This window comes from Psychrobacter sp. H8-1, assembly GCF_904846575.1.
Lineage (GTDB): Bacteria > Pseudomonadota > Gammaproteobacteria > Pseudomonadales > Moraxellaceae > Psychrobacter > Psychrobacter fulvigenes.
On the sequence record NZ_CAJHBG010000001.1, the window covers coordinates 720,670 to 740,326 of the forward strand.

Sequence of the window (19,657 nt, forward strand, 5' to 3'; positions counted from 1 at the left end):
ATGCTATTTATACCTTTTAAATAATGATAAGAGATATGATGCAAGACCGCTTGATTAATCCGCTAGAAGGAGCAGATGATGCTCCGGAAGCCAATATTCGCCCCGCATTACTGTCCGAGTATATCGGTCAGCCAGTAGTGCGTGAGCAAATGGAAGTTTTTATCGGTGCAGCGCGGGGCCGTGATGAAGCGCTGGATCATACGCTAATTTTTGGCCCTCCTGGACTGGGTAAAACAACCCTTGCCAATATTATCGCACGTGAGATGGGCGGTAATCTGCGCTCAACGTCTGGGCCTGTGCTTGAGCGTGCCGGCGATTTGGCTGCGATGTTGACCAATCTTGAAGCGGGCGATGTCTTATTTATTGATGAGATTCACCGTTTGAGTCCCGTCATTGAAGAGATACTCTATCCAGCCATGGAAGACTTTCAGCTGGATATCATGATTGGTGAGGGGCCTGCAGCGCGCTCTATTAAGCTTGATTTGCCGCCCTTTACTTTGGTGGCTGCGACCACGCGGGCAGGGCTGCTGACTTCACCACTGCGTGATCGCTTTGGTATCGTCCAGCGTCTTGAGTTTTATAATATTGCCGATCTGACCACCATTGTTAGGCGCGCAGCGCGTCTGATGCGAGTGACGATGACTGAAGATGGTGCGGTAGAGATTGCGCGCCGTGCTCGCGGCACGCCACGGATTGCCAATCGTTTGCTGCGCCGTGTACGTGATTACGCTGAAGTAAGAGGAGATGGGAGTATCAATGGTGTTATTGCTGCCAGTGCACTCGATATGCTGGCGGTTGATAGACGGGGTTTGGATCATCTGGATAGACGCTATATTGAAATCCTGCATGAGCGTTTTGATGGTGGCCCAGCAGGTGTTGAAGCGGTAGCAGCGGCCATGGCAGAAGATCGCGGCACGCTAGAAGATGTAATCGAGCCGTATCTTATACAGCAAGGTTATGTGTTGCGTACCGCTCGTGGACGCGTATTGACACAGATGGCGATTGATCAGATGTAGTTCGACTATCAATACCAAACCTAAAAAATACGACTGGCTATGTCAAACTCGTTTAGTCTACAAAACATAGTATTTACACTGGTTTTTCTTGCTATTCTAATTATTGGGAAAAGTTGTGATAGATGGTTTCAATCAAAAAAGCGCCTCGTAAAAGAAGCGCTTTTTTAGTATGTGTTTATCTGTTACTTTATTAATCATCAAACCTACGCTACGGCCATATTTTACCAGGGTTTAAGATGTTATTAGGATCAAGCGCAGACTTGATGGCTTGCATCATTCCTAAGGCATTACCATGCTCTTGCTGCATATATTTTTGCTTGCCTTGACCGATACCATGCTCACCCGTACACGTACCATCCATCTCAATGGCGCGGATGGCTAAGCGACCGATAATATCTTCAGCCTTGGCAACCTCTTCAGGATTATCTGTATCCACCAAGAGTAAAACATGAAAGTTCCCATCACCAACATGACCGACGATAGGGCCAATCATACCAGCATCTTCAATGTCTTTTGCAGTGGCACTGACGCACTCTGCTAAGCGTGAAATAGGCACACAGGCATCCGTCGATAGTGCTTTTGCTTCTGGACGTAGCGCAGAGCTGGCATGATAAGCATTGTGCCGCGCTTGCCAGAGACGCTTGCGCTCGGCCTCATTGGTATCCCACACAAAGTCCGTACCACCAAACTCTTCGATAATATCGGTAAAGGTTTGTGCTTGTTCACACACGCCTGCTTCAGTACCATGAAATTCCACAAACAGCGTCGGTGTCTCGACCAAGTCAAGATTTGCATATTGGTTGCAGGCTTTGACTTGCAGTGCATCAAGCAGCTCAATACGCGCAATAGGTAAGCACATCTGAATGGTGAGCATCACCGCCTGACAGGCATCTTCAATCGTCGGGAAATGACAAAGTCCACTACCGATACATTCGTTGATGCCGAACAGTTTCAGTGTTACCTCGGTTACGATACCCAGCGTGCCTTCAGAGCCAATCATTAAGCGGGTTAAGTCATAACCTGCAGCAGATTTTTTTGCCCGCGTCCCCGTGCGAATAATCTCTCCACTTGCTGTCACTACTTCGAGCGCAAGTACCACATCCTTCATGGTGCCATAGCGTACTGCGTTGGTACCTGAAGCGCGAGTAGCAACCATGCCGCCGATACTGGCATTAGCACCTGGATCTATTGGAAAAAACAAACCAGTATCGCGTAAATAATGATTGAGCTGCTCACGCGTGACACCAGGTTGTACCGTTACCGTAAGATCTTCATTATTCACCTGCACGATAGCATCGAGCGCATGCATGTCAATACACAGGCCACCATAAGGGGCATTTAGCTGACCTTCTAAGGATGAACCAACACCAAAAGCAATGACTGGCATTTTGTATTGATTGCAAATCGCTACCGCCTGTGCAACATCGTGCTTGTTCTGCGCGGTTAGTACAGCATCTGGTGGCTGATTGGTAAGCCAAGTCATGGTGTGACCATGCTGCTCACGTACGGTCAAGTTGGTACTTAGCTTGCCACCAAACTGTGCTTGTAGTGCTTTGATGGCAGCATCATGATTGCATGTATCAGAGTTGTCTTTTTGATTGTTATTTACAGAAAGCTCGTTTGTGAGAGGGACAATGCGCACGTCGGAAATAGACATAAAAAACTCCTAATGAGGGTTACGCCAAGATACGCCAGACAACAGCCAACATCGCTATGATATAAAAGATCGGTGCAAACCAACCGACTTGAGTAGCGATAGCGATACTGACGCCAAAACCTGCTAAAGCCAACCAGTCACGGCGACGATCATTCAGCATATCTGCGCGTATTTGTTGCATCTCCCGCAGCTGGCTGTCCTGACGTGAGCCTTGAGAGGCTAAGCTTTGCAAGCCTTGATCCAGTAGTTTAGGGATGTCAGTCGTGGATAGTAAAATCTCTGGAAGCTGCGTACGTAGTTGTTGCAAGTTACGCATAGGGTCGAGCTGCTCTTTAATCCAGCCGCTTAGGATAGGTTTGGCAAGTGACCAAATGTCTAAGTCAGGATATAACTCGCGGCCCAAACCCTCAACGTGTACTAAGGTTTTGAGTAGTAGCATAAGCTGTGGCGGGATACTCATGTGATGACGACGAGCAATGTCCAGTATTTGCATCAATACGCCCGCAAAATCGATTTCGTTGATGGATTTTTGCAGCATCGGACCGACGGTACGTTTCATATCTCGCATCAATGCATGCTTGTCTGAGTTCGGTGGTATCCAGCCCGCGCGGCTAACAATATCAACCATCGCAGTAAAGTTATTATTCATTACTGCCAAAAGCATTCGTGCCACAATCATCTGATCATCATTGGACAAGGTACCCATAATGGCACAATCAAGACCGATATAGCGTGGCTCGTGACCCAGATCGACAAGGGGCATATCTGCACTGAGTGTTTTAACAGGGGGCGTTTCAACGAAGACATTACCCGGATGCATGTCGGCATGAAAGAAGTTATCACGGAATACTTGGGTGAAAAAAATAGTTAAGCCTTTTTCTGCAAGTGCCGCTCGGTCATAGCCAAGCTGATCAAATATCTCAATCTGTGAAATTGGCACGCCCTGAATACGCTCCATCACCATGACGTTTTTTGACGCGTCATAGACTTCAGGCACATACATCAATGCTGAGCCCAAGAAGTTATTGCGCATTTGCGTGGTATTGTCAGCTTCTAAGGTCAAATCCAGCTCATTGAGCATCACTTGCCGATAATCTTCGACGATATCAATGATATGTATGGCGCGGGCAGCTTCTATACGTGCTGATGCCCAGCTAGCAAGCTCACGTAGCAGCTCAAAGTCAGAGATAATAGTGGCGCGAATATCAGGGCGTACTACCTTGACCACGACTTCACGGCCATCCGTCAATGCGGCAGTATGCACTTGGGCAATGGAAGCAGCAGCTAAAGGTTTGACATCAAAGCGTGCAAACAACGTCTCGATAGACTGGCCAAGACCGTGTTTTGGGTCTTGGATTTGAGCGATGGCAATATCAGCGTCAAAGGGCTTTACCTTGTCCTGCAGTTGAATCAATTGCTCGATGATTTCTGGGATCACCAAATCGCGACGAGTAGACAGCAGCTGTCCGAGCTTTAAAAATAGCGTACCCATGTCTTCAAGTGCATATTTAATAGCGTTGGGTTGATGCTTTTTACCCCAAGCAGCAGGGTGCAGACGAATCATACGTGCGATAGGCTGTAGCTGCGGAGCTTCATCAAGGGGCAGATGGGTATCAATACGATAGCTTGCCGCAATGCGCCAAAGCTCAAATAAACGAGCACGATGAGATAATAACATGGGTGATAAATACTCTACAAAAAGATGGAAATAGATGGAACGCTTATCGACTGACTATTGCTGGTTTTGCATATGCAGCAAACGCGCTTGTTCAGCTTTAATCGCAGCCAGCCGTGCCTCTTCGCGCTCGACATCAGCACGCAACTTAAGAATTTGCTGCTTAAGACTATCTGCTTCTGCTTTTTCCGCAGGATCAGGCTCGCTATTGCCAGCAATATCGTTGGCCCAATCGCTCACATCATCAAAAGCGCGCTTGGCAGTATGGCGAAAGCTGCCTTTTAGCTGCGATATCAGTAGCTGTAACTGGCTTGCCGTTGGTTTGCCAATGAAAGGCTCAAGCTGACCAGCAATATCAGGATCAAACCCTGCAACCAATTGCTTAAGCTGCATCAGCACTTTATAGTCGCCCGTAATGGGCAGGTTGCCTTCAGCACCGCGCATCAGATTGAGTAGCTGAGCAGGGTTTTCGACACTGATGGTGCAGTCTGGAGTACTGTGACCAATACGCGCCATGTCTATATCTGCTTGTTGGCGTTCATCACTATGCCCTCGAAAGCCTTGTCCGCGCGGCTCAAATACAGTATTGGCAGTGAGAGGCTCAAAACGCAGATGCTCATCATTGAATAAAACATCTAAGTGTACTTCAGGCATCACCATATTAAACCGCAGTACTTTACCAGCAAGCGGTTTCAATCCAGCTCTCGTAATCTCATCACTAGCAATAGCCATATTAATCAGCTTTTCGGCACTGGCCAAAAGTAATACAGTTAGCATAATACTCTCACTTTTTTAAAGGGGTTATTCTTATAACGAGTCTGCGTTGCGAGCTTGATTGTTCGATTTTCAAGCTCATAACTAAGAACAACTAATTAAGCAAAGCCAGTTAAGCTTTAAAGCCGCGATGCACAGCAACGATACCAGCCGTTAAATTGTGATAGTCACAGTTTTCAAAGCCTGCTTGCTCCATCATTTGCTTCAAGGTTTGCTGATCAGGATGCATGCGAATCGACTCAGCCAGATATTGATAGCTCTCTGCATCGTTGGCAACAAGCTTGCCCATAAGCGGTAGGGCAGTAAATGAATACAAGTCATAAGCTTTGGATAACGGCTCAAAGATAGGTTTTGAGAATTCAAGGATTAGCAAGCGACCGCCTGGCTTTAGCACACGATACATTGAGCGTAGAGCCGCATCTTTATCAGTGACGTTACGTAAGCCAAAGCTAATCGTCACCAGATCAAAGCTTTCATCTTCGAAGGGGGCAAGCGTTTCGGCATTGGCTAGGACAAAGTCAACGTTGTTGCAGCCCGCGTTAATCAAACGCTCACGGCCAACTTCTAACATAGCGGCGTTGATATCTGACAAGACTACATGACCATTACGACCCACTTCACGGCTAAATACTTTGGCTAAATCACCCGTACCGCCAGCAATATCAAGCACATGCTGACCAGCGCGTACGCCTGACAGGCTAATGGCAAAACGCTTCCATAGGCGGTGAATACCAAAAGACATCAAGTCGTTCATGATGTCATACTTCTTAGCAACTGAAGTAAAAACGTCTGCCACGCGGGCTTGTTTTTCAACTTTTTTGACCGTCTTATAGCCGAAATGGGTTTCTTCTGCGCCATCGGTCTCAAGGGTGTGAGGATTGTTGATATCATCACGCTGATTGAAGGCTGTTTGTTTCAATGTTTGTGCTTTATCTGATGCTGACATGATACTTGCGTTGGCGTTGTTATTTGACATAGTCGTTTGTTGACCTTGAGGAGTTCCTGTTGGCAAGTCCTGCACTTGGGTAAACTCAGCGTTATGACTTGCTTTTACATTTGCAGTGATTTTTTGATTGTTAGTAATACTGTCTTCAACCAGCTTGTCTTGTAGATGCTGGTTTGCAGCTGCTTTGTTAGGTGCTACATCAGTGTTTGAGTTGTCGGTCATAGAGGTATCCTGTTACTTGCTTTTATGATTATCTAAGCCTGCTGTTACGAGTGAGCAGATATCACTACGTAACTATGAGTGCTTAGAGCAATGCTTATGATGAGCTCTATGATACATCAAACGCTGATTTATTACCGTCATTATCCGTACTGTGGACTTGATCTATAATCATGAGTTCACGCTCACAGAAAGGTTCGATGAAGCTTGCGACACTATCAAGAGGTTTCATTGCCACAAAGCCGGCATCAATGAAGTCATATAAAGGCTGGAAGTTATGACGGTAAGCAGTACCTTTAGTCAGCGAAAATACTTTACGTAATATAAATGAGTTAAGGTATTTGTCTGTACGATAGCAGACGTCTTTTAGGTTGTTGATTTGCGTGCGGCGTGCATCTGCCTCATCGACAGCACGATAGGCGGCAAGCATGTTTTCTTCGTTTATTTCTAACTTTTGATCGATAAACCACTGCGCCAGATGCATGTCTAATTCAATTGCTAAGATAGCTGCTTGAATGGCCATGCTGCCCGTCTGTAATACTGACTCTTTAGTTAGGCTCTCAAGCCTTTTGGCTTTGGGTAGGATACGTTCTAACTGTTCAGCTAATAATTTAAACTCATCACCACCATACAGTTGAGTGAGAAAGTAGTTCGCCATTGGCTTGTTTTTTTTCTGTTCAAAAACATCTTTATGGGTCTGTTGAATACGAGCGCGTTGCCATGCCTGTACTTCATCAAGCTTGGCCTTTAATTCAGCGTTTTCATGAGAAGGCAGCGCCCAATAGCGCGCTAAGTGTTGTTGTAGTTCAGATAATGCAGACATGACGGATAATCCTAAATAGATAAAGGTGGGGGTGTTTTAGGCAGAGCACAATAAAATAATAGAGCTTAATTTATTATGGCTTTACAGTTAGTATAAACTTACAAACTCAAAGTTGTTTCACTACTATCGAGCCTAAGAGTTAAGCGTATCATCGATAGTAATCTATATCTAGTAAAACGAATCTATGCTTCAGTGCTATTATAGTACGCCACCTTAAAAGAAAATAAAGCAAAATACAAATAGCAAACGGTTACACACCGCCAGTACCACATTTGAATGGTCAACAGACCCTAAACTTTTTATAAAAATAAAACGGAGTCAAAGTATGCCTAAAAATAAGACATTACAGACCGTAAGCGCGCAATTTGATGAGCAAGTCGTCAGTGAGCGTTTGACACCTAACTTGTTGAGTCAGTTTTCTTTGGATAAGGACGAGCTTAGATTGGCGTTAGTGACGGCTCAATATGCTTTACGCGCGACACGTCAGCAAGAGCCGTCGACCATCAACAAGCCAACAGGACTATTGGTACTCGTTAATGGTATGGAGCAGGCAGGCAAGGGCACGGCGGTCAAGCAATTAAGGCAATGGGTTGATCCGCGACTACTAAAGGTTGAGGCGACAGTTGGTCACCCACCGCTTGCGTATCAACCTATTTGGCAAGTACATACCAAAGCCATGCCGCGTCATGGGGATGTGATGGTGTATTTTGGCAACTGGTATGCAGACTTGCTCTACAATGTCATGCAATTGGCGACGAGTGAGAAAAAAGATAAGCGTAAAAAAAATGGTAAAGCAAAATCCACGCGTCAATTACCGACTGGTAAATGGCAAGATTATTTGCAGCAGCAATTAACAGAGCTAAAAGTGTTTGAGCAAGATCTCGCGGCCAATCAGACTAAAGTGCTTAAATGTTGGTTCCACGTTGATGCGGATGTCTTGCAGGCACGTTTAAAAGATGAAGAAGATGATCCTGACTATTTATACCAAATTGATTGGAGTGATACTGAAACATTGGCGCAGTTCAATCAGGTGGCAACGGAGTTATTGCGGCAGCAAGGTGATTGGGTCATCATAGATGGCAGTGACAAGACGCAAGCGGCGACCAACTTTGGTCACCAAGTACTACAAGCCATGCAAAAAGCACTGGTCAGTAGTAGGGCTTCTGCAAACGATCACTCTGATATGGCTAATAACATCGATAAAGAGGACGATAACGAAAAAAACAACGATGGCAAGCAAGGGTTCAAGTCAGTAAAAATACCTTATGAACTCATAGATATCGATGACCCTGATATGGATAAGTCGGATTACCGTGCACAGCTGGCCAAAAAACAAGCCAAGCTAGCAGAGCTGCTGCGCGCACGTCAGGGTCGTCATGTGGTGTTTGCCTTTGAAGGTATGGACGCTGCTGGCAAGGGTGGCGCTATTAAAAGACTGGTAGCGCCTCTCGATCCACGTGAGTACCAAGTTTATAATATTGGTGCGCCAATGCTATATGAGCTGCAGCATCCGTATCTGTGGCGATTTTGGACGCGATTACCGAATGAAAGAGAAGATCGTATGAGTCGCATCGCCATCTTTGACCGTACTTGGTATGGCAGGGTTTTGGTTGAGCGTATTGAGCAATTGATATCTGAAGCTGAATGGCAACGTGCTTATGATGAAATCAATCGTTTTGAGTCAGAATTAACAACAGCAGGGACGGTGGTGATTAAGTATTGGCTTGCTATTGATAAAAAAGAGCAACTAGAGCGCTTTGAAGAAAGACAAGAGACGCCACATAAGCAATTTAAATTAACTGATGATGATTGGCGCAACCGTGATAAGTGGTCAGACTATGTACAAGCGGCGGCAGATATGTTGGCGCATACTGATACAGAATCGGCACCTTGGTGTGTCATCGCTACTAACGATAAGCGCAGTGCGCGTTTGGCAGTGCTGGATCATGCTATCGAGCAGTTAAAAAAGTACTTATGATGACTATACACAGTCATGCTGAGTATTATTTGTGATATGGGATGTACTGCTGAATATAAATCGCGCAAATATTGTCAGATAACACAGTTTGTCTTTGACAATCCGCTATGAATAACCATAATAGGCGGATATTAAATAGAGAGCTTATTACCTAAATAAGCTCTCTATTTATTTAACAAACTTAAAATCTTGATAATGTTGTTCTTGCTTGCTGCTGAAACTTATCTTTGCAGTTACAAATCTCGCAGTATCATCATGCATTATCCTCAATTATTTAATATAATGGGCGAGTGGTTGTAAAGGTCAGCTTAGCACTTGCAATATGGGCATGAGTAAGCGCAGTCAGATAGGCCATAAAGTAAGGGCGCAGTTTCAGTATTGCATTGTTTCGTTACTTGGTCACAGCTGTTTTGAGCAGTATAATCACCATTAGACTATTAGAATCAAATATTTAGGCCGCAAGATGCTTTAATCAAATGATTTAGCGCTCTCACTTGCGGCTTAATAGTATGTTAATGAATGTCGTTTTTGCAGTGCATTCATACTGATAACGACATCAGGATAAGTGAAGACTTAATAATTTCTTAGTGCTTTCAGACTATATGCAAATAATATTTGCATATATATTCAAAAAATTACGTTGCGTGTGCGCTGCCATATCATTGGCTAGCTATACCTAGTAACACCGCAACCTTATCAATCTTAAATATCTTTAACCAGCTTACGCAGGGCGTATCAATCTATGGGTATTATTAGCAGTTCTAAAGAGCCGACCAAGAAAGTTGGCACTATGAGAATCAATCTATTTTTTGCCACTTTACTGATTGTAATGACAGCTTATTTTTTATGGTGGGGTCTTGACTACACCATGCGTCAGCAGACCACTCTATTTATCGTTGCCACAGCCTTTGGTGTCTTTATGGCATTCAACATCGGCGGCAATGATGTTGCTAACTCTTTTGGCACCTCGGTAGGTGCAGGAACGCTGACTATTCCGCAGGCACTTGGTGTGGCTGCAATATTTGAGGTATCAGGTGCAGTGCTCGCTGGTGGCGAGGTCACAGATACTATCCGTAGTGGTATCGTTGATTTGGACGGCTTAGCTGTGACGCCCAATCAGTTTATCTATGTGATGCTTTCTGCTTTGATAGCCGCAGCATTTTGGCTACTGTTTGCCACACGTAAGGGACTGCCTGTCTCTACCACCCACTCTATTATTGGCGGTGTGGTAGGCAGCTCTATTGTATTAGGCATCACTTTAGGTGGTACCGAAATGGCACTATCAACAGTAGACTGGGGCACTGTGGGCAAGATTGCCATTTCTTGGGTACTATCACCATTACTAGGCGGCATACTCTCGTTCATACTCTACGGACAAATCAAAAAGAATATCATCAATTATAATGATAAAGCAGAAGCAAAGATTGTCGTACTAAAAGCCAATAAAAAGACTGTAAAAGAAGAGCATAAAGTATTTTTTGAGGCGCTATCAGAATCAGAGCAGCTATCCTATACATCTGCCATGCTACGTGATCAGGATATTTATAAAGATGATGACTGTAAGCTTGAAGACTTAGAAACTGACTACTACAAAAACCTGTACACCATTGATCGGGAGCGTAGCAATCTAGATACTCTAAAAGCGATTAAACAGTGGGTCCCTATCATTGCCGCTATGGGCGGTGTGGTCATGACGTCATTGGTCGTTTTCAAAGGCCTGAAAAACGTCAATGATAACTTTACAACCTTACATGGTTTTTTATTCATGGGGATGGTTGGTGCCTTAGTGTGGCTGGCTACCTTTATCTATACCAAAAGTATTCGTGGTAAACACAAAGAAGATCTGACCAAAGCCACCTTTATCCTGTTCAGTTGGATGCAGGTATTTACGGCATCCGCTTTTGCTTTTAGTCATGGTTCAAACGACATTGCTAACGCAGTAGGCCCTTTTGCAGCGATTATGGATGTCATTCGTACCAATCAAATATCTTCAGAAGCAGCGGTGCCTCCAGCAGTCATGCTAACGTTTGGTGTGGCGCTCATCGTCGGTCTTTGGTTCATTGGTAAGGAGGTCATTCAAACCGTTGGTACTAACTTGGCAAAGATGCATCCAGCGTCTGGTTTCTCAGCTGAGCTTGCGGCTGCGGCTGTCGTTATGGGCGCATCAACGATGGGGTTACCTGTATCGAGCACGCATACTCTAGTAGGAGCGGTACTGGGTATTGGTATCGTCAATAGAAATACTAACTGGAAATTGATGAAACCTATTGGTCTGGCATGGGTGATTACATTGCCTGCGGCAGCGAGTATGTCAGCATTAAGCTTCTTTGTTTTAACAAAAATATTCTAGAACACTAAAATTGAGGTTTTAGATTTCAAGATTATTGTTATTTAAGCGACTGCTAAAAAAACGCTTATCGACTTGATGCCGATAAGCGTTTTTCTTGTCTATTTTTGTCTAAAGCCAAGTTGATTAGCAATTATACCATTTCCAAAAATTAGAGTAGCACGAAAAACTTGTGCAAGTACTACTTCTAGTAGGATTAGCAATTTTGACAAAGTTAATCGCACTTTTGGGTTTGGTATTAGGCCTCTAAAGCGTTGACGTCTGCAGATAGAGTGTTTTTAGATGAGGTGTTTACAATGTCATCTGTGCCAAACTGTTGGCGTTTTTTTGCAAAGAAACGATCCAAGCGATCCATCGCATCTTCTAAATCATGAAGGTTGGGTAAAAATACCACGCGGAAGTGATCAGGGGCGTCCCAATTAAAGCCCGATCCCTGCACCATCAGTACTTTTTCATCGATTAAAAGATCCATCATAAACTGCATATCATCTTCGATGGGGTAAACCTCAAGATCTATTTTTGGAAAACAATAAAACGCGCCTTGGGGCAGGGTACATGAGATACCAGGGATAGCATTCAGACGAGAAACTGCCATTTCACGCTGCTTGTATAGACGTCCAGATTCCGCAGTGAGCGCTTGCATACTTTGGTAGCCACCCATAGCCGTTTGAATGGCATACTGCGCAGGGACGTTGGCGCACAGGCGCATAGAAGCGAGCATGTCTAAGCCTTCGATGAAATCTGCAGCATGTTGTTTCTTACCCGATACCATGAGCCAGCCAGCACGGAATCCGGCGATTCGATGGGACTTGGATAGACCATTGTAAGTTAAAACCAAGACCTCATCAGTTAAGGTGCTCATTGGTGTATGCACCGCCTCATCATACAGCACGCGATCATAGATCTCATCTGCCATTAGAACTAAGTCATGCTCTTTAGCGACTTCGATGATCTGCTTAAGGATGTCGTTTGAGTATAGTGCGCCTGTTGGGTTGTTGGGATTGATAACCACAATGCCTTTGGTCTTGCTGGTAATCTTGGATTTGATGTCTTCGATATCAGGGTGCCAGTTGTCTTCTTCATTACAGCGATAGTGCACCGCTGTACCACCGGCCAAGTTCGCTGCTGCTGTCCACAGAGGATAGTCTGGCATTGGAATCAGAACCTCATCACCATCGTCCATCAGCGCTTGCATGGTCATGACAATCAGCTCAGAAACCCCATTGCCCAAATACACATCACGTACGTCTACAGCAGAGAGCAAGCCTTTTGACTGATAATATTGCAATACAGCTTTGCGCGCTGAAAAAACACCTTGTGAGTCTGAATAGCCAGTTGCCTCAGATAGGTTCATTGATACATCGCGCAAGATTTCATGTGGCGCATCCAGACCAAAGGGAGCAGGGTTACCGACATTTAGCTTGATGATACGTTGACCCTCTGCTTCCATTTGGGTCGCCGCTTTTAGTAAAGGGCCACGAATGTCATAGCAGACGTTTTGTAATTTGGTGGATTTTTTTAGTGAAGCCATAGTATTGCTACCCATAGTCGTTTTGTTTTTTGAGTCTTGGTTGTGGTCGGTGGTCAGAGTTTGTTTGTCTGTGGAAGCGTTTACTGTCTTATGGCTATCATCATTTATAATGTCGCCACGCAGTAAATAACCTTCACTGCATCCCAAGATGCGTGCAAGCGTTGGCAGCTTTGAGGAAACGATACCATTAGTACCGCGCTCCCAATTAGAGATAGCGCCGCGACTGACCTTAGCGCCAGCTTGGGTCATGGCCTGTGCCAGTTGCTCAGCAGTCATGCCTTTATCGCGACGCAGCTGTACCAAGCGTTCAGCTTGTGCCAACTTGTCTTTATTATCAATCATAACCATTTAGGCCTTTTGTTTTTCTATGCTATAGACAGTGTTGAAAATATCAGAAAATAATATTAAGTACTTAATGCAAGATTTTATTGCATTCATAACTAAGCTGCAAGTGCTATTTATGATTTATTGCAAGATATGCTTGCAATGCTATTCTTAATCTTCTTATCGAAATCATAGGACCTGTTTTCACGTGTAAGTTTGGTAAAGATGAATCACTCACTCTTGCATCTTTAGCGAGTATTCCCATATCTTATCTACACAATAAACTTATAAAGGATAAACCATGCAAGACAATCAGTTGAGTGCCGAAGAAGTTGCACAATTAACCGAAGCTGACTGGAAAGAGCGTCTCAGTGCCGATGAGTATCGCGTCATGCGAGAGAAGGGCACAGAACGTCCTTTTACGGGCGTTTATAATGATATTAATGATGACGGTGTTTATCGCTGCAAAGGCTGCGGTGCAAAGTTATTTGACTCGGCAAGCAAGTTTGATGCGGGCTGCGGTTGGCCAAGTTTTGATCAGAGCATAGATAACAGCGCCATTGATGAGCATGTTGATGACTCGCTAGGCATGCGCCGTACTGAAGTGACCTGTAGTAACTGCGATGCGCATTTAGGACATGTCTTCCCTGATGGTCCACGCGAGACTACTGGTATGCGCTACTGTATCAACTCAGTTGCTATCGATTTGGATAAGACGGCTAAGTAAGTAGCTATTGAAATAAAATAAGTAGCTATTAAAAGTAGCTGTCAGAGTTATGGTGGGCTCTATACAATAAGATAAGGAAAGCCGATGAGCAGTATTTATGATTTTACAGCAGAGCGTATGGATGGTACGCAGCAAGACTTTACTGATTATCAAGGCAAAGTATTGTTGATAGTCAACACAGCTAGTAAATGTGGTTTTACGCCGCAGTTTGCAGGTTTGGAGACTTTGTATCAACAATACAAAGATCGAGGGCTTGTGGTCATTGGCTTTCCTTGCAACCAGTTTGGTAACCAAGATCCTGGTAGTAATGAGGAGATTGGTAATTTTTGTCAAAAGAACTATGGTGTGAGCTTTCCAATGATGGCTAAAGTAGACGTCAATGGTAAAGACGCCCATCCTATCTTTGATTGGCTAAAAGAGCAGAAGGGCGGTGTACTTACTGATGGTATCAAATGGAACTTTACTAAGTTTTTAGTGGGTGACGATGGGCACGTACTTGAACGCTATGCGCCAACGACTAAACCAGAGTCTATGGCATCCGACATTGAGCGCGCATTATTAGCTATCAAGTAGCTTGAGTTGTTAAATAGCATTATAGCTGTAATAGTACGTAAAATATAAAGTCAATAAAAACAAATGCTTGTCGAGATAATGAGTAATAAAGTAAAAAATAAGCCTAAAAAGGCAAAATACCATTTGACAGCCATGTGTAAATGTATATAATACACACCCACAGAGCGAGGCTTTAGTTAGCTATCTTCTGTTAAGAGCTTTTCAAAGGGTGACAGCTTTGAATATCAAAGCTTTTAGAATTTTCCCTTTAAGGAAAATTCTCTTGCGAAGCTAAAATTGCAGTGCAATTTTTTAACGCTTCTCAGGGTGATTAGCTCAGTTGGTAGAGCGTCTGCCTTACACGCAGAATGTCGGCGGTTCGAATCCGTCATCACCCACCACTCATTTAGCGAAGTGGGCTCTGGTTATAAAGAGCAAAACGCTAAAGACGACCTAAGCAGCGGTAGTTCAGTTGGTTAGAATACCGGCCTGTCACGCCGGGGGTCGCGGGTTCGAGTCCCGTCCGCTGCGCCATATTTAAAACGAATTTAGACTCTCGAGTTTAAGCAAGTTTCGCCTCAAACATTAGATTGTTTGGGGTTTTTTTTGTGTCTATTAATTTCTATTTAAGCCCTTCTGTTACTGATAAGTGCCTGCCCAGCATAAAAGCTGTTCGAATTGCTACTTGAGTTTATCAATAATTATTTACTACTACGATTTAATAAATTGGAATTTGATTAAAATCTAGCCTTTAATCTAATTTTCTCAGCGATTTATTTACCAAGCGTATTTTTTACAATAAAGCATTGTGTCACCCAAGTGTTAGTTTACTGCATGGGAACCAATCTTTTGTTCGTTATATTTCTAATAATCGACTTATATGGTAAAAACCTCTTAATTTGTTACCAATTTAGTATACTTTCGTCATGAAAAAAATGTAATAATAGAAGGACAAATGGATTTATAAATTAATTAGAGGATTATCTATGTCACAATCAAATACATCAGATAAGAAAGTCGCTATGGTAACTGGCGCACTTGGTGGAATCGGTACGGCTATTTGTGATGAGTTGGTGGCGAAGGGCTATCACGTTATTGCAACGTTGAGTAATGACGATCCAGAGCGTACTAAAAAATGGTGCGATGATAACGGATTCGATCAAAATAACTTTGAGTTTCTTGCTGTAGATCTAAGCGATCACGAAACAGCTATGGCCGCTATTCAAAAAACATTAGATAAGTATGACAACGTTTATGCCTTGATAAACAGTGCCGGTATCACTCGTGATAGTAGCTTTAAAAAGATGAGCTACACGCAGTGGAAACAGGTAATTGATACCAACTTAACTTCTCTTTATACAATCGTTCACCCTGTATTTTCAAAAATGCTGCAACAAAAAACAGGGCGTATCGTCAATATCAGCTCTATTAATGGTCTGCGTGGTCAATATGGTCAGACCAATTACTCTGCTGCCAAAGCAGGAATCATCGGGTTTACTAAAGCTCTAGCCTATGAAGGTGCGCCTTCATCTATAACCGCTAACGTAGTTGCTCCTGGTTACACTCACACCCCTATGGTAGAGACAGTACCTGAGCATATTATGGATAAAATCAAAGAAACCATTCCAATGAATCGTTTGGCAAGTGCAAACGAAATTGCCGCTGCTTGTATGTATCTTATCAGTGACGAAGCCATATTTGTCACAGGAGAAACCATATCAGTCAACGGTGGTCAGTACATGTCTTAGTTTGAATAATTTGAACTCAGCATTAATTAAGTTATATTTGTTACATTACTAAGTAACATTATGATTTGAATGGCATTATAATGTCATCTCAATCCCCTACACACCAATCATCCGCATACGGAGCAATTTATGTCACAATCGAATCCTCAGGATTTTATCAATCAGTTCAATGAAAACACGCAAAAAATGTTTGAACCTTGGACAAAGCTTAATCAAGCATTCTTGAAAAATGCTGAAACTATGACTGAGTTTTCACTTAATACTATTAAGTCTTACTCAGAGATGGGTCTAGAAAACATGCGTCAAGTTGCTGGAATTGACTCACCAGAATCAGCGAAAGAATTCAATAGCAAGCAAGCTGAAATGCTTAATGTTATTAGCCAGCAAATGCTAGCAGATGCTAAGCGTATGACAGAACTTGGCAATAACATGCAAGAAGAAGTCATGAAGGTTTTGAGTGAAGTTCATGGTGAGACCAATGAACAAGTACAAGCTAATATGCAAAAAGCCACTGATCAAGCCAAGAAAAAAACTCAAGAATATACTGAAAATATGAATAAAATGGCTGAAAAAGCGACTGAGCAAGTTACGAAAGCCGCTGAACAAGCCACTAAGGCTGCAGAGCAAGCGACTGCAGCAGCTAAAAAAGCCGCAGAGCAAGCAACTGCAGCAGCCAAAAACGCTGCAGAGCAAGCAACTGCAGCAGCGACTAAGGCCGCTGAGCAAGCTACGAAGAATACCCAACAAGCGACTCAGCAAGCTGCAAAGTCTACTCAGCAAGCTGCAAAACCTGCTACAAATACCAAGACTGGTACTAGTAGTACTGCAAAAACGACGACTAAGTAAGTAGCTATGACTAAAGTGATTATCAATAAGACTGACTGTTTGTAAATAATCTTGTTGATACTCAATTGGTAGATACTATGTAGTTGAAAAACTGGGTAGTTAATAGACTTACATGATACCTAAGGGGTGGGTTAGAGCGTTCTTTCCCACCTTTTTTATTGTGTTAGCATTATTAATGTGCTTATACTTTGTATAGACCAAATATGAATGACAAATCAGATATAACTATGGATACCAATATGGATAATAAGCGCTCTGACAAGGATGATCAGCAAACCAATAAATCATCAAGCGAAGCAGATAATCAAGACAATATCCAAGACAACACTAATAGTGTTTTTGACTTTAGTAGCTTCGGCCAATACTATTTGGATCAGTTGAATCAAGTCAATCAGGTAAACAAATCTTTATTTAATCAAGCCAACAAGTCTAGCCAAGCTTCAAACCCATTTGCAGAAAACATGAAACTGTGGCAAGAATCAGTTGATCGTTTTAGTAATATGATGGCGCCGAATAGTACTCAAAGTGTGTCTACACAAGAGTTACATCAGCAAGATGACACTCAGGAAAGTAGTGGCAACCCTATGGCTGATTTTACTCAAATGACTCAAAGATTTTTGATGGAAAGCTTGAAGCGAGTTGGTCAAGATCAAAGTAATGAGATCAGTCAATCAGTGATGCTGAATCTAATAGATGGTTGGCAACATTTTACCACTGGTGTGACAGAAGAAAGTCCTACAGTGCTAGCTGAGCAGCAAGCAAAGCTATGGAAGCAACAGTTTGAATTGTATCAACAAGCATTAATGAAAGCTTCAGGCAATCAAACAGATCCTGTGATCACGCCAGAAAGAGGTGATAGACGCTTTACCGATGAAGATTGGTCAAACAACCCTATGTTTGATTACCTAAAACAAAGCTACCTTTTGACCGTCAACAATATCATGCAAACCATTGATGATACTGAAGGTGTGGATGAGAAAACCCGCCAACGTCTGTCCTTTTTTACTCGTCAGCTTCTAAATGCCATTGCACCAAGTAACTTCCTATGGAGCAACCCTGAATTGCTGCGCTTGACCATGGAGTCTAAGGGACAAAACCTAGTCAGAGGTCTCAAGCAGCTGACTGAAGATATGGAAAATAGCTCACAGATGCTTAGCATCAGTATGACGGATAATGATGCTTTTGAGCTTGGAGAGAATATCGCCACCACACCTGGCAAAGTGGTATTCCGCAATCGCATATTTGAGCTGATTCAATATACCCCGACCACAGACAAAGTGAATAAGCGTCCTTTATTGATCGTGCCGCCATGGATTAATAAGTTTTATATCATGGATCTTAAGGAAAAAAACTCTTATATACGCTGGGCACTAGAGGAAGGGCATAGTGTGTTTATTATGTCATGGGTCAATCCTACTCCTGCCTATAAGGATGTGGGTATGGAAACCTATATGCACGAAGGCTTATTGACTGCTTTGGACGTTGTCAAAGAGATTACTGGTGAGCCTGATGCCAATACCATCGGTTATTGTATCGGTGGTGATCTACTGGCACTGACCCTATCTTGGTTAAACGAAAATGATCAAGCTGATCGTATCGCTAGTGCTACCTTTTGGGCAACGTTATTTGACTTTAGCGATCCAGGCGAGATTGGAGTGTTTATCGATGAGCGTATGATCAATACCCTTGAGGAAGTAGAAGATAAACAAGGGGTTCTCGATGGGCGTATGATGGGCTTGGCTTTTAGTTTGCTACGTGAAAATAGCCTCTATTGGAACTACTATATCCAAAACTATCTAAAAGGTGAGCGCCCTATGCCTTTTGATCTCTTGTATTGGAACTCTGATGCTACCAACGTAACTGCCGCCTCACATCGCTTTATATTACGTGAGCTGTATCAAGGTAATAAGCTGATCCAAAAAGGTGAGCTTGAGTTTGATGGTATTAAGATTGATTTATCAAAAGTGAAGACCCCAGTCTATGTTATAGCAACCTTGCAAGATCATATCGCTAAGTGGAAGGGAAGTTATCCGTCAACGCAAGTGCTGGGCGGTGACGTGACTTTTGTGCTTGGTGAATCAGGGCACATTGCTGGTATCATTAACCCACCTACAGGTAAATACGGTTTTTATACCAATGAAGATTATGTCGCAGACCCTGATGAATGGTATGCCAATGCCCAAAAGCATGATAAGAGCTGGTGGCTACATTGGAGAGAATGGATCAAAAAACATAGCGCAGGTAAGGTAGATAGTAGACAACCTGGTATCGATCATAAGGGTAAAGACTGGCAAGTACTGAGTGACGCGCCTGGAGAGTATGTGAAGGTTAGAGCCGATGAAGCTCTAAATGCGGCTAGTACTTAGCGCGCATTATTCATTTTATTTACTATTAAAAAGGGGCGGTAAATAGCCCCTTTTTGACCTATCACTACAATTTTCAATATCTAAACCATTTTCAATATCTAAACCATTTTCAATATCTAAACGTTTGT

14 protein-coding genes and 2 tRNA genes are annotated in these 19,657 nt (G+C 43.2%); 10 read left to right on the top strand and 6 right to left on the bottom strand.

Annotation, left to right across the window (positions count from 1 at the left end):
- The first annotated feature begins 38 nt into the window (after positions 1–38).
- Positions 39–1,016, top strand: coding sequence for a Holliday junction branch migration DNA helicase RuvB (gene ruvB / locus JMY01_RS03160; RefSeq protein ID WP_201577124.1), 978 nt, complete (start codon positions 39–41; stop codon positions 1,014–1,016).
- 208 nt (positions 1,017–1,224) lie between these two features.
- On the opposite strand, the gene JMY01_RS03165 is transcribed toward ruvB, so the two are convergent.
- The 5 genes from JMY01_RS03165 to JMY01_RS03185 form a co-directional block, all read right to left on the bottom strand.
- Positions 1,225–2,673: an FAD-binding oxidoreductase gene (locus JMY01_RS03165; RefSeq protein ID WP_201574189.1), complete on the bottom strand. Its 1,449-nt coding sequence runs from the start codon at positions 2,671–2,673 to the stop codon at positions 1,225–1,227.
- Between the two features lie 19 nt (positions 2,674–2,692).
- Positions 2,693–4,351: an AarF/ABC1/UbiB kinase family protein gene (locus JMY01_RS03170; RefSeq protein WP_201574190.1), complete on the bottom strand. Its 1,659-nt coding sequence runs from the start codon at positions 4,349–4,351 to the stop codon at positions 2,693–2,695.
- A gap of 54 nt (positions 4,352–4,405) precedes the next feature.
- Entirely contained in the window at positions 4,406–5,125 is a 720-nt protein-coding gene (locus JMY01_RS03175; RefSeq protein WP_201574191.1) for an SCP2 domain-containing protein, read from the bottom strand.
- 109 nt (positions 5,126–5,234) lie between these two features.
- Positions 5,235–6,290, bottom strand: a complete 1,056-nt coding sequence (ubiE, locus tag JMY01_RS03180) for a bifunctional demethylmenaquinone methyltransferase/2-methoxy-6-polyprenyl-1,4-benzoquinol methylase UbiE (protein WP_227677641.1) — start codon at positions 6,288–6,290, stop codon at positions 5,235–5,237.
- 106 nt (positions 6,291–6,396) lie between these two features.
- Positions 6,397–7,110, bottom strand: coding sequence for a hypothetical protein (locus tag JMY01_RS03185; RefSeq protein WP_201574192.1), 714 nt, complete (start codon positions 7,108–7,110; stop codon positions 6,397–6,399).
- Positions 7,111–7,435: 325 nt separating this feature from the next.
- Between JMY01_RS03185 and JMY01_RS03190 the strand changes: the two genes are divergently transcribed.
- Positions 7,436–9,088: an ATPase gene (locus JMY01_RS03190; RefSeq protein WP_201574193.1), complete on the top strand. Its 1,653-nt coding sequence runs from the start codon at positions 7,436–7,438 to the stop codon at positions 9,086–9,088.
- Positions 9,089–9,830: 742 nt separating this feature from the next.
- Entirely contained in the window at positions 9,831–11,438 is a 1,608-nt protein-coding gene (locus JMY01_RS03195; RefSeq protein ID WP_201574194.1) for an inorganic phosphate transporter, read from the top strand.
- A gap of 235 nt (positions 11,439–11,673) precedes the next feature.
- On the opposite strand, the gene JMY01_RS03200 is transcribed toward JMY01_RS03195, so the two are convergent.
- Positions 11,674–13,308: an aminotransferase class I/II-fold pyridoxal phosphate-dependent enzyme gene (locus tag JMY01_RS03200; RefSeq protein ID WP_201574195.1), complete on the bottom strand. Its 1,635-nt coding sequence runs from the start codon at positions 13,306–13,308 to the stop codon at positions 11,674–11,676.
- 283 nt (positions 13,309–13,591) lie between these two features.
- Between JMY01_RS03200 and msrB the strand changes: the two genes are divergently transcribed.
- The 7 genes from msrB to phaC all read left to right on the top strand — a co-directional run bounded on the left by msrB (position 13,592) and on the right by phaC (position 19,529).
- Positions 13,592–14,017 carry a peptide-methionine (R)-S-oxide reductase MsrB gene (gene msrB, locus JMY01_RS03205; RefSeq protein WP_201574196.1) on the top strand — a complete coding sequence of 142 codons (426 nt, stop codon included), beginning with the start codon at positions 13,592–13,594 and terminating at the stop codon, positions 14,015–14,017.
- A gap of 84 nt (positions 14,018–14,101) precedes the next feature.
- Positions 14,102–14,590: a glutathione peroxidase gene (locus tag JMY01_RS03210; RefSeq protein WP_201574197.1), complete on the top strand. Its 489-nt coding sequence runs from the start codon at positions 14,102–14,104 to the stop codon at positions 14,588–14,590.
- 304 nt (positions 14,591–14,894) lie between these two features.
- Positions 14,895–14,970, top strand: a tRNA-Val gene (locus JMY01_RS03215).
- A gap of 56 nt (positions 14,971–15,026) precedes the next feature.
- A tRNA-Asp gene (locus tag JMY01_RS03220) sits at positions 15,027–15,103 on the top strand.
- A 452-nt stretch (positions 15,104–15,555) separates the two neighbouring features.
- Positions 15,556–16,317: an acetoacetyl-CoA reductase gene (gene phbB, locus JMY01_RS03225; RefSeq protein WP_201574198.1), complete on the top strand. Its 762-nt coding sequence runs from the start codon at positions 15,556–15,558 to the stop codon at positions 16,315–16,317.
- Between the two features lie 129 nt (positions 16,318–16,446).
- Positions 16,447–17,163 carry a phasin family protein gene (locus JMY01_RS03230; protein ID WP_201574199.1) on the top strand — a complete coding sequence of 239 codons (717 nt, stop codon included), beginning with the start codon at positions 16,447–16,449 and terminating at the stop codon, positions 17,161–17,163.
- Positions 17,164–17,366: 203 nt separating this feature from the next.
- On the top strand, positions 17,367–19,529 hold the full coding sequence (gene phaC, locus JMY01_RS03235; protein ID WP_201574200.1) for a class I poly(R)-hydroxyalkanoic acid synthase: 2,163 nt from the start codon (positions 17,367–17,369) through the stop codon (positions 19,527–19,529).
- The last annotated feature ends 128 nt before the right edge of the window (positions 19,530–19,657 follow it).

Excerpts from the sequence above, each read along its gene's own strand:
- ruvB (WP_201577124.1), top strand. The coding sequence starts at position 39 with ATGCAAGACCGCTTGATTAATCCGCTAGAAGGAGCAGATGATGCTCCG.
- JMY01_RS03165 (WP_201574189.1), bottom strand. The coding sequence starts at position 2,673 with ATGTCTATTTCCGACGTGCGCATTGTCCCTCTCACAAACGAGCTTTCT.
- JMY01_RS03170 (WP_201574190.1), bottom strand. The coding sequence starts at position 4,351 with ATGTTATTATCTCATCGTGCTCGTTTATTTGAGCTTTGGCGCATTGCG.
- JMY01_RS03175 (WP_201574191.1), bottom strand. The coding sequence starts at position 5,125 with ATGCTAACTGTATTACTTTTGGCCAGTGCCGAAAAGCTGATTAATATG.
- ubiE (WP_227677641.1), bottom strand. The coding sequence starts at position 6,290 with ATGACCGACAACTCAAACACTGATGTAGCACCTAACAAAGCAGCTGCA.
- JMY01_RS03185 (WP_201574192.1), bottom strand. The coding sequence starts at position 7,110 with ATGTCTGCATTATCTGAACTACAACAACACTTAGCGCGCTATTGGGCG.
- JMY01_RS03190 (WP_201574193.1), top strand. The coding sequence starts at position 7,436 with ATGCCTAAAAATAAGACATTACAGACCGTAAGCGCGCAATTTGATGAG.
- JMY01_RS03195 (WP_201574194.1), top strand. The coding sequence starts at position 9,831 with ATGGGTATTATTAGCAGTTCTAAAGAGCCGACCAAGAAAGTTGGCACT.
- JMY01_RS03200 (WP_201574195.1), bottom strand. The coding sequence starts at position 13,308 with ATGATTGATAATAAAGACAAGTTGGCACAAGCTGAACGCTTGGTACAG.
- msrB (WP_201574196.1), top strand. The coding sequence starts at position 13,592 with ATGCAAGACAATCAGTTGAGTGCCGAAGAAGTTGCACAATTAACCGAA.
- JMY01_RS03210 (WP_201574197.1), top strand. The coding sequence starts at position 14,102 with ATGAGCAGTATTTATGATTTTACAGCAGAGCGTATGGATGGTACGCAG.
- phbB (WP_201574198.1), top strand. The coding sequence starts at position 15,556 with ATGTCACAATCAAATACATCAGATAAGAAAGTCGCTATGGTAACTGGC.
- JMY01_RS03230 (WP_201574199.1), top strand. The coding sequence starts at position 16,447 with ATGTCACAATCGAATCCTCAGGATTTTATCAATCAGTTCAATGAAAAC.
- phaC (WP_201574200.1), top strand. The coding sequence starts at position 17,367 with ATGAATGACAAATCAGATATAACTATGGATACCAATATGGATAATAAG.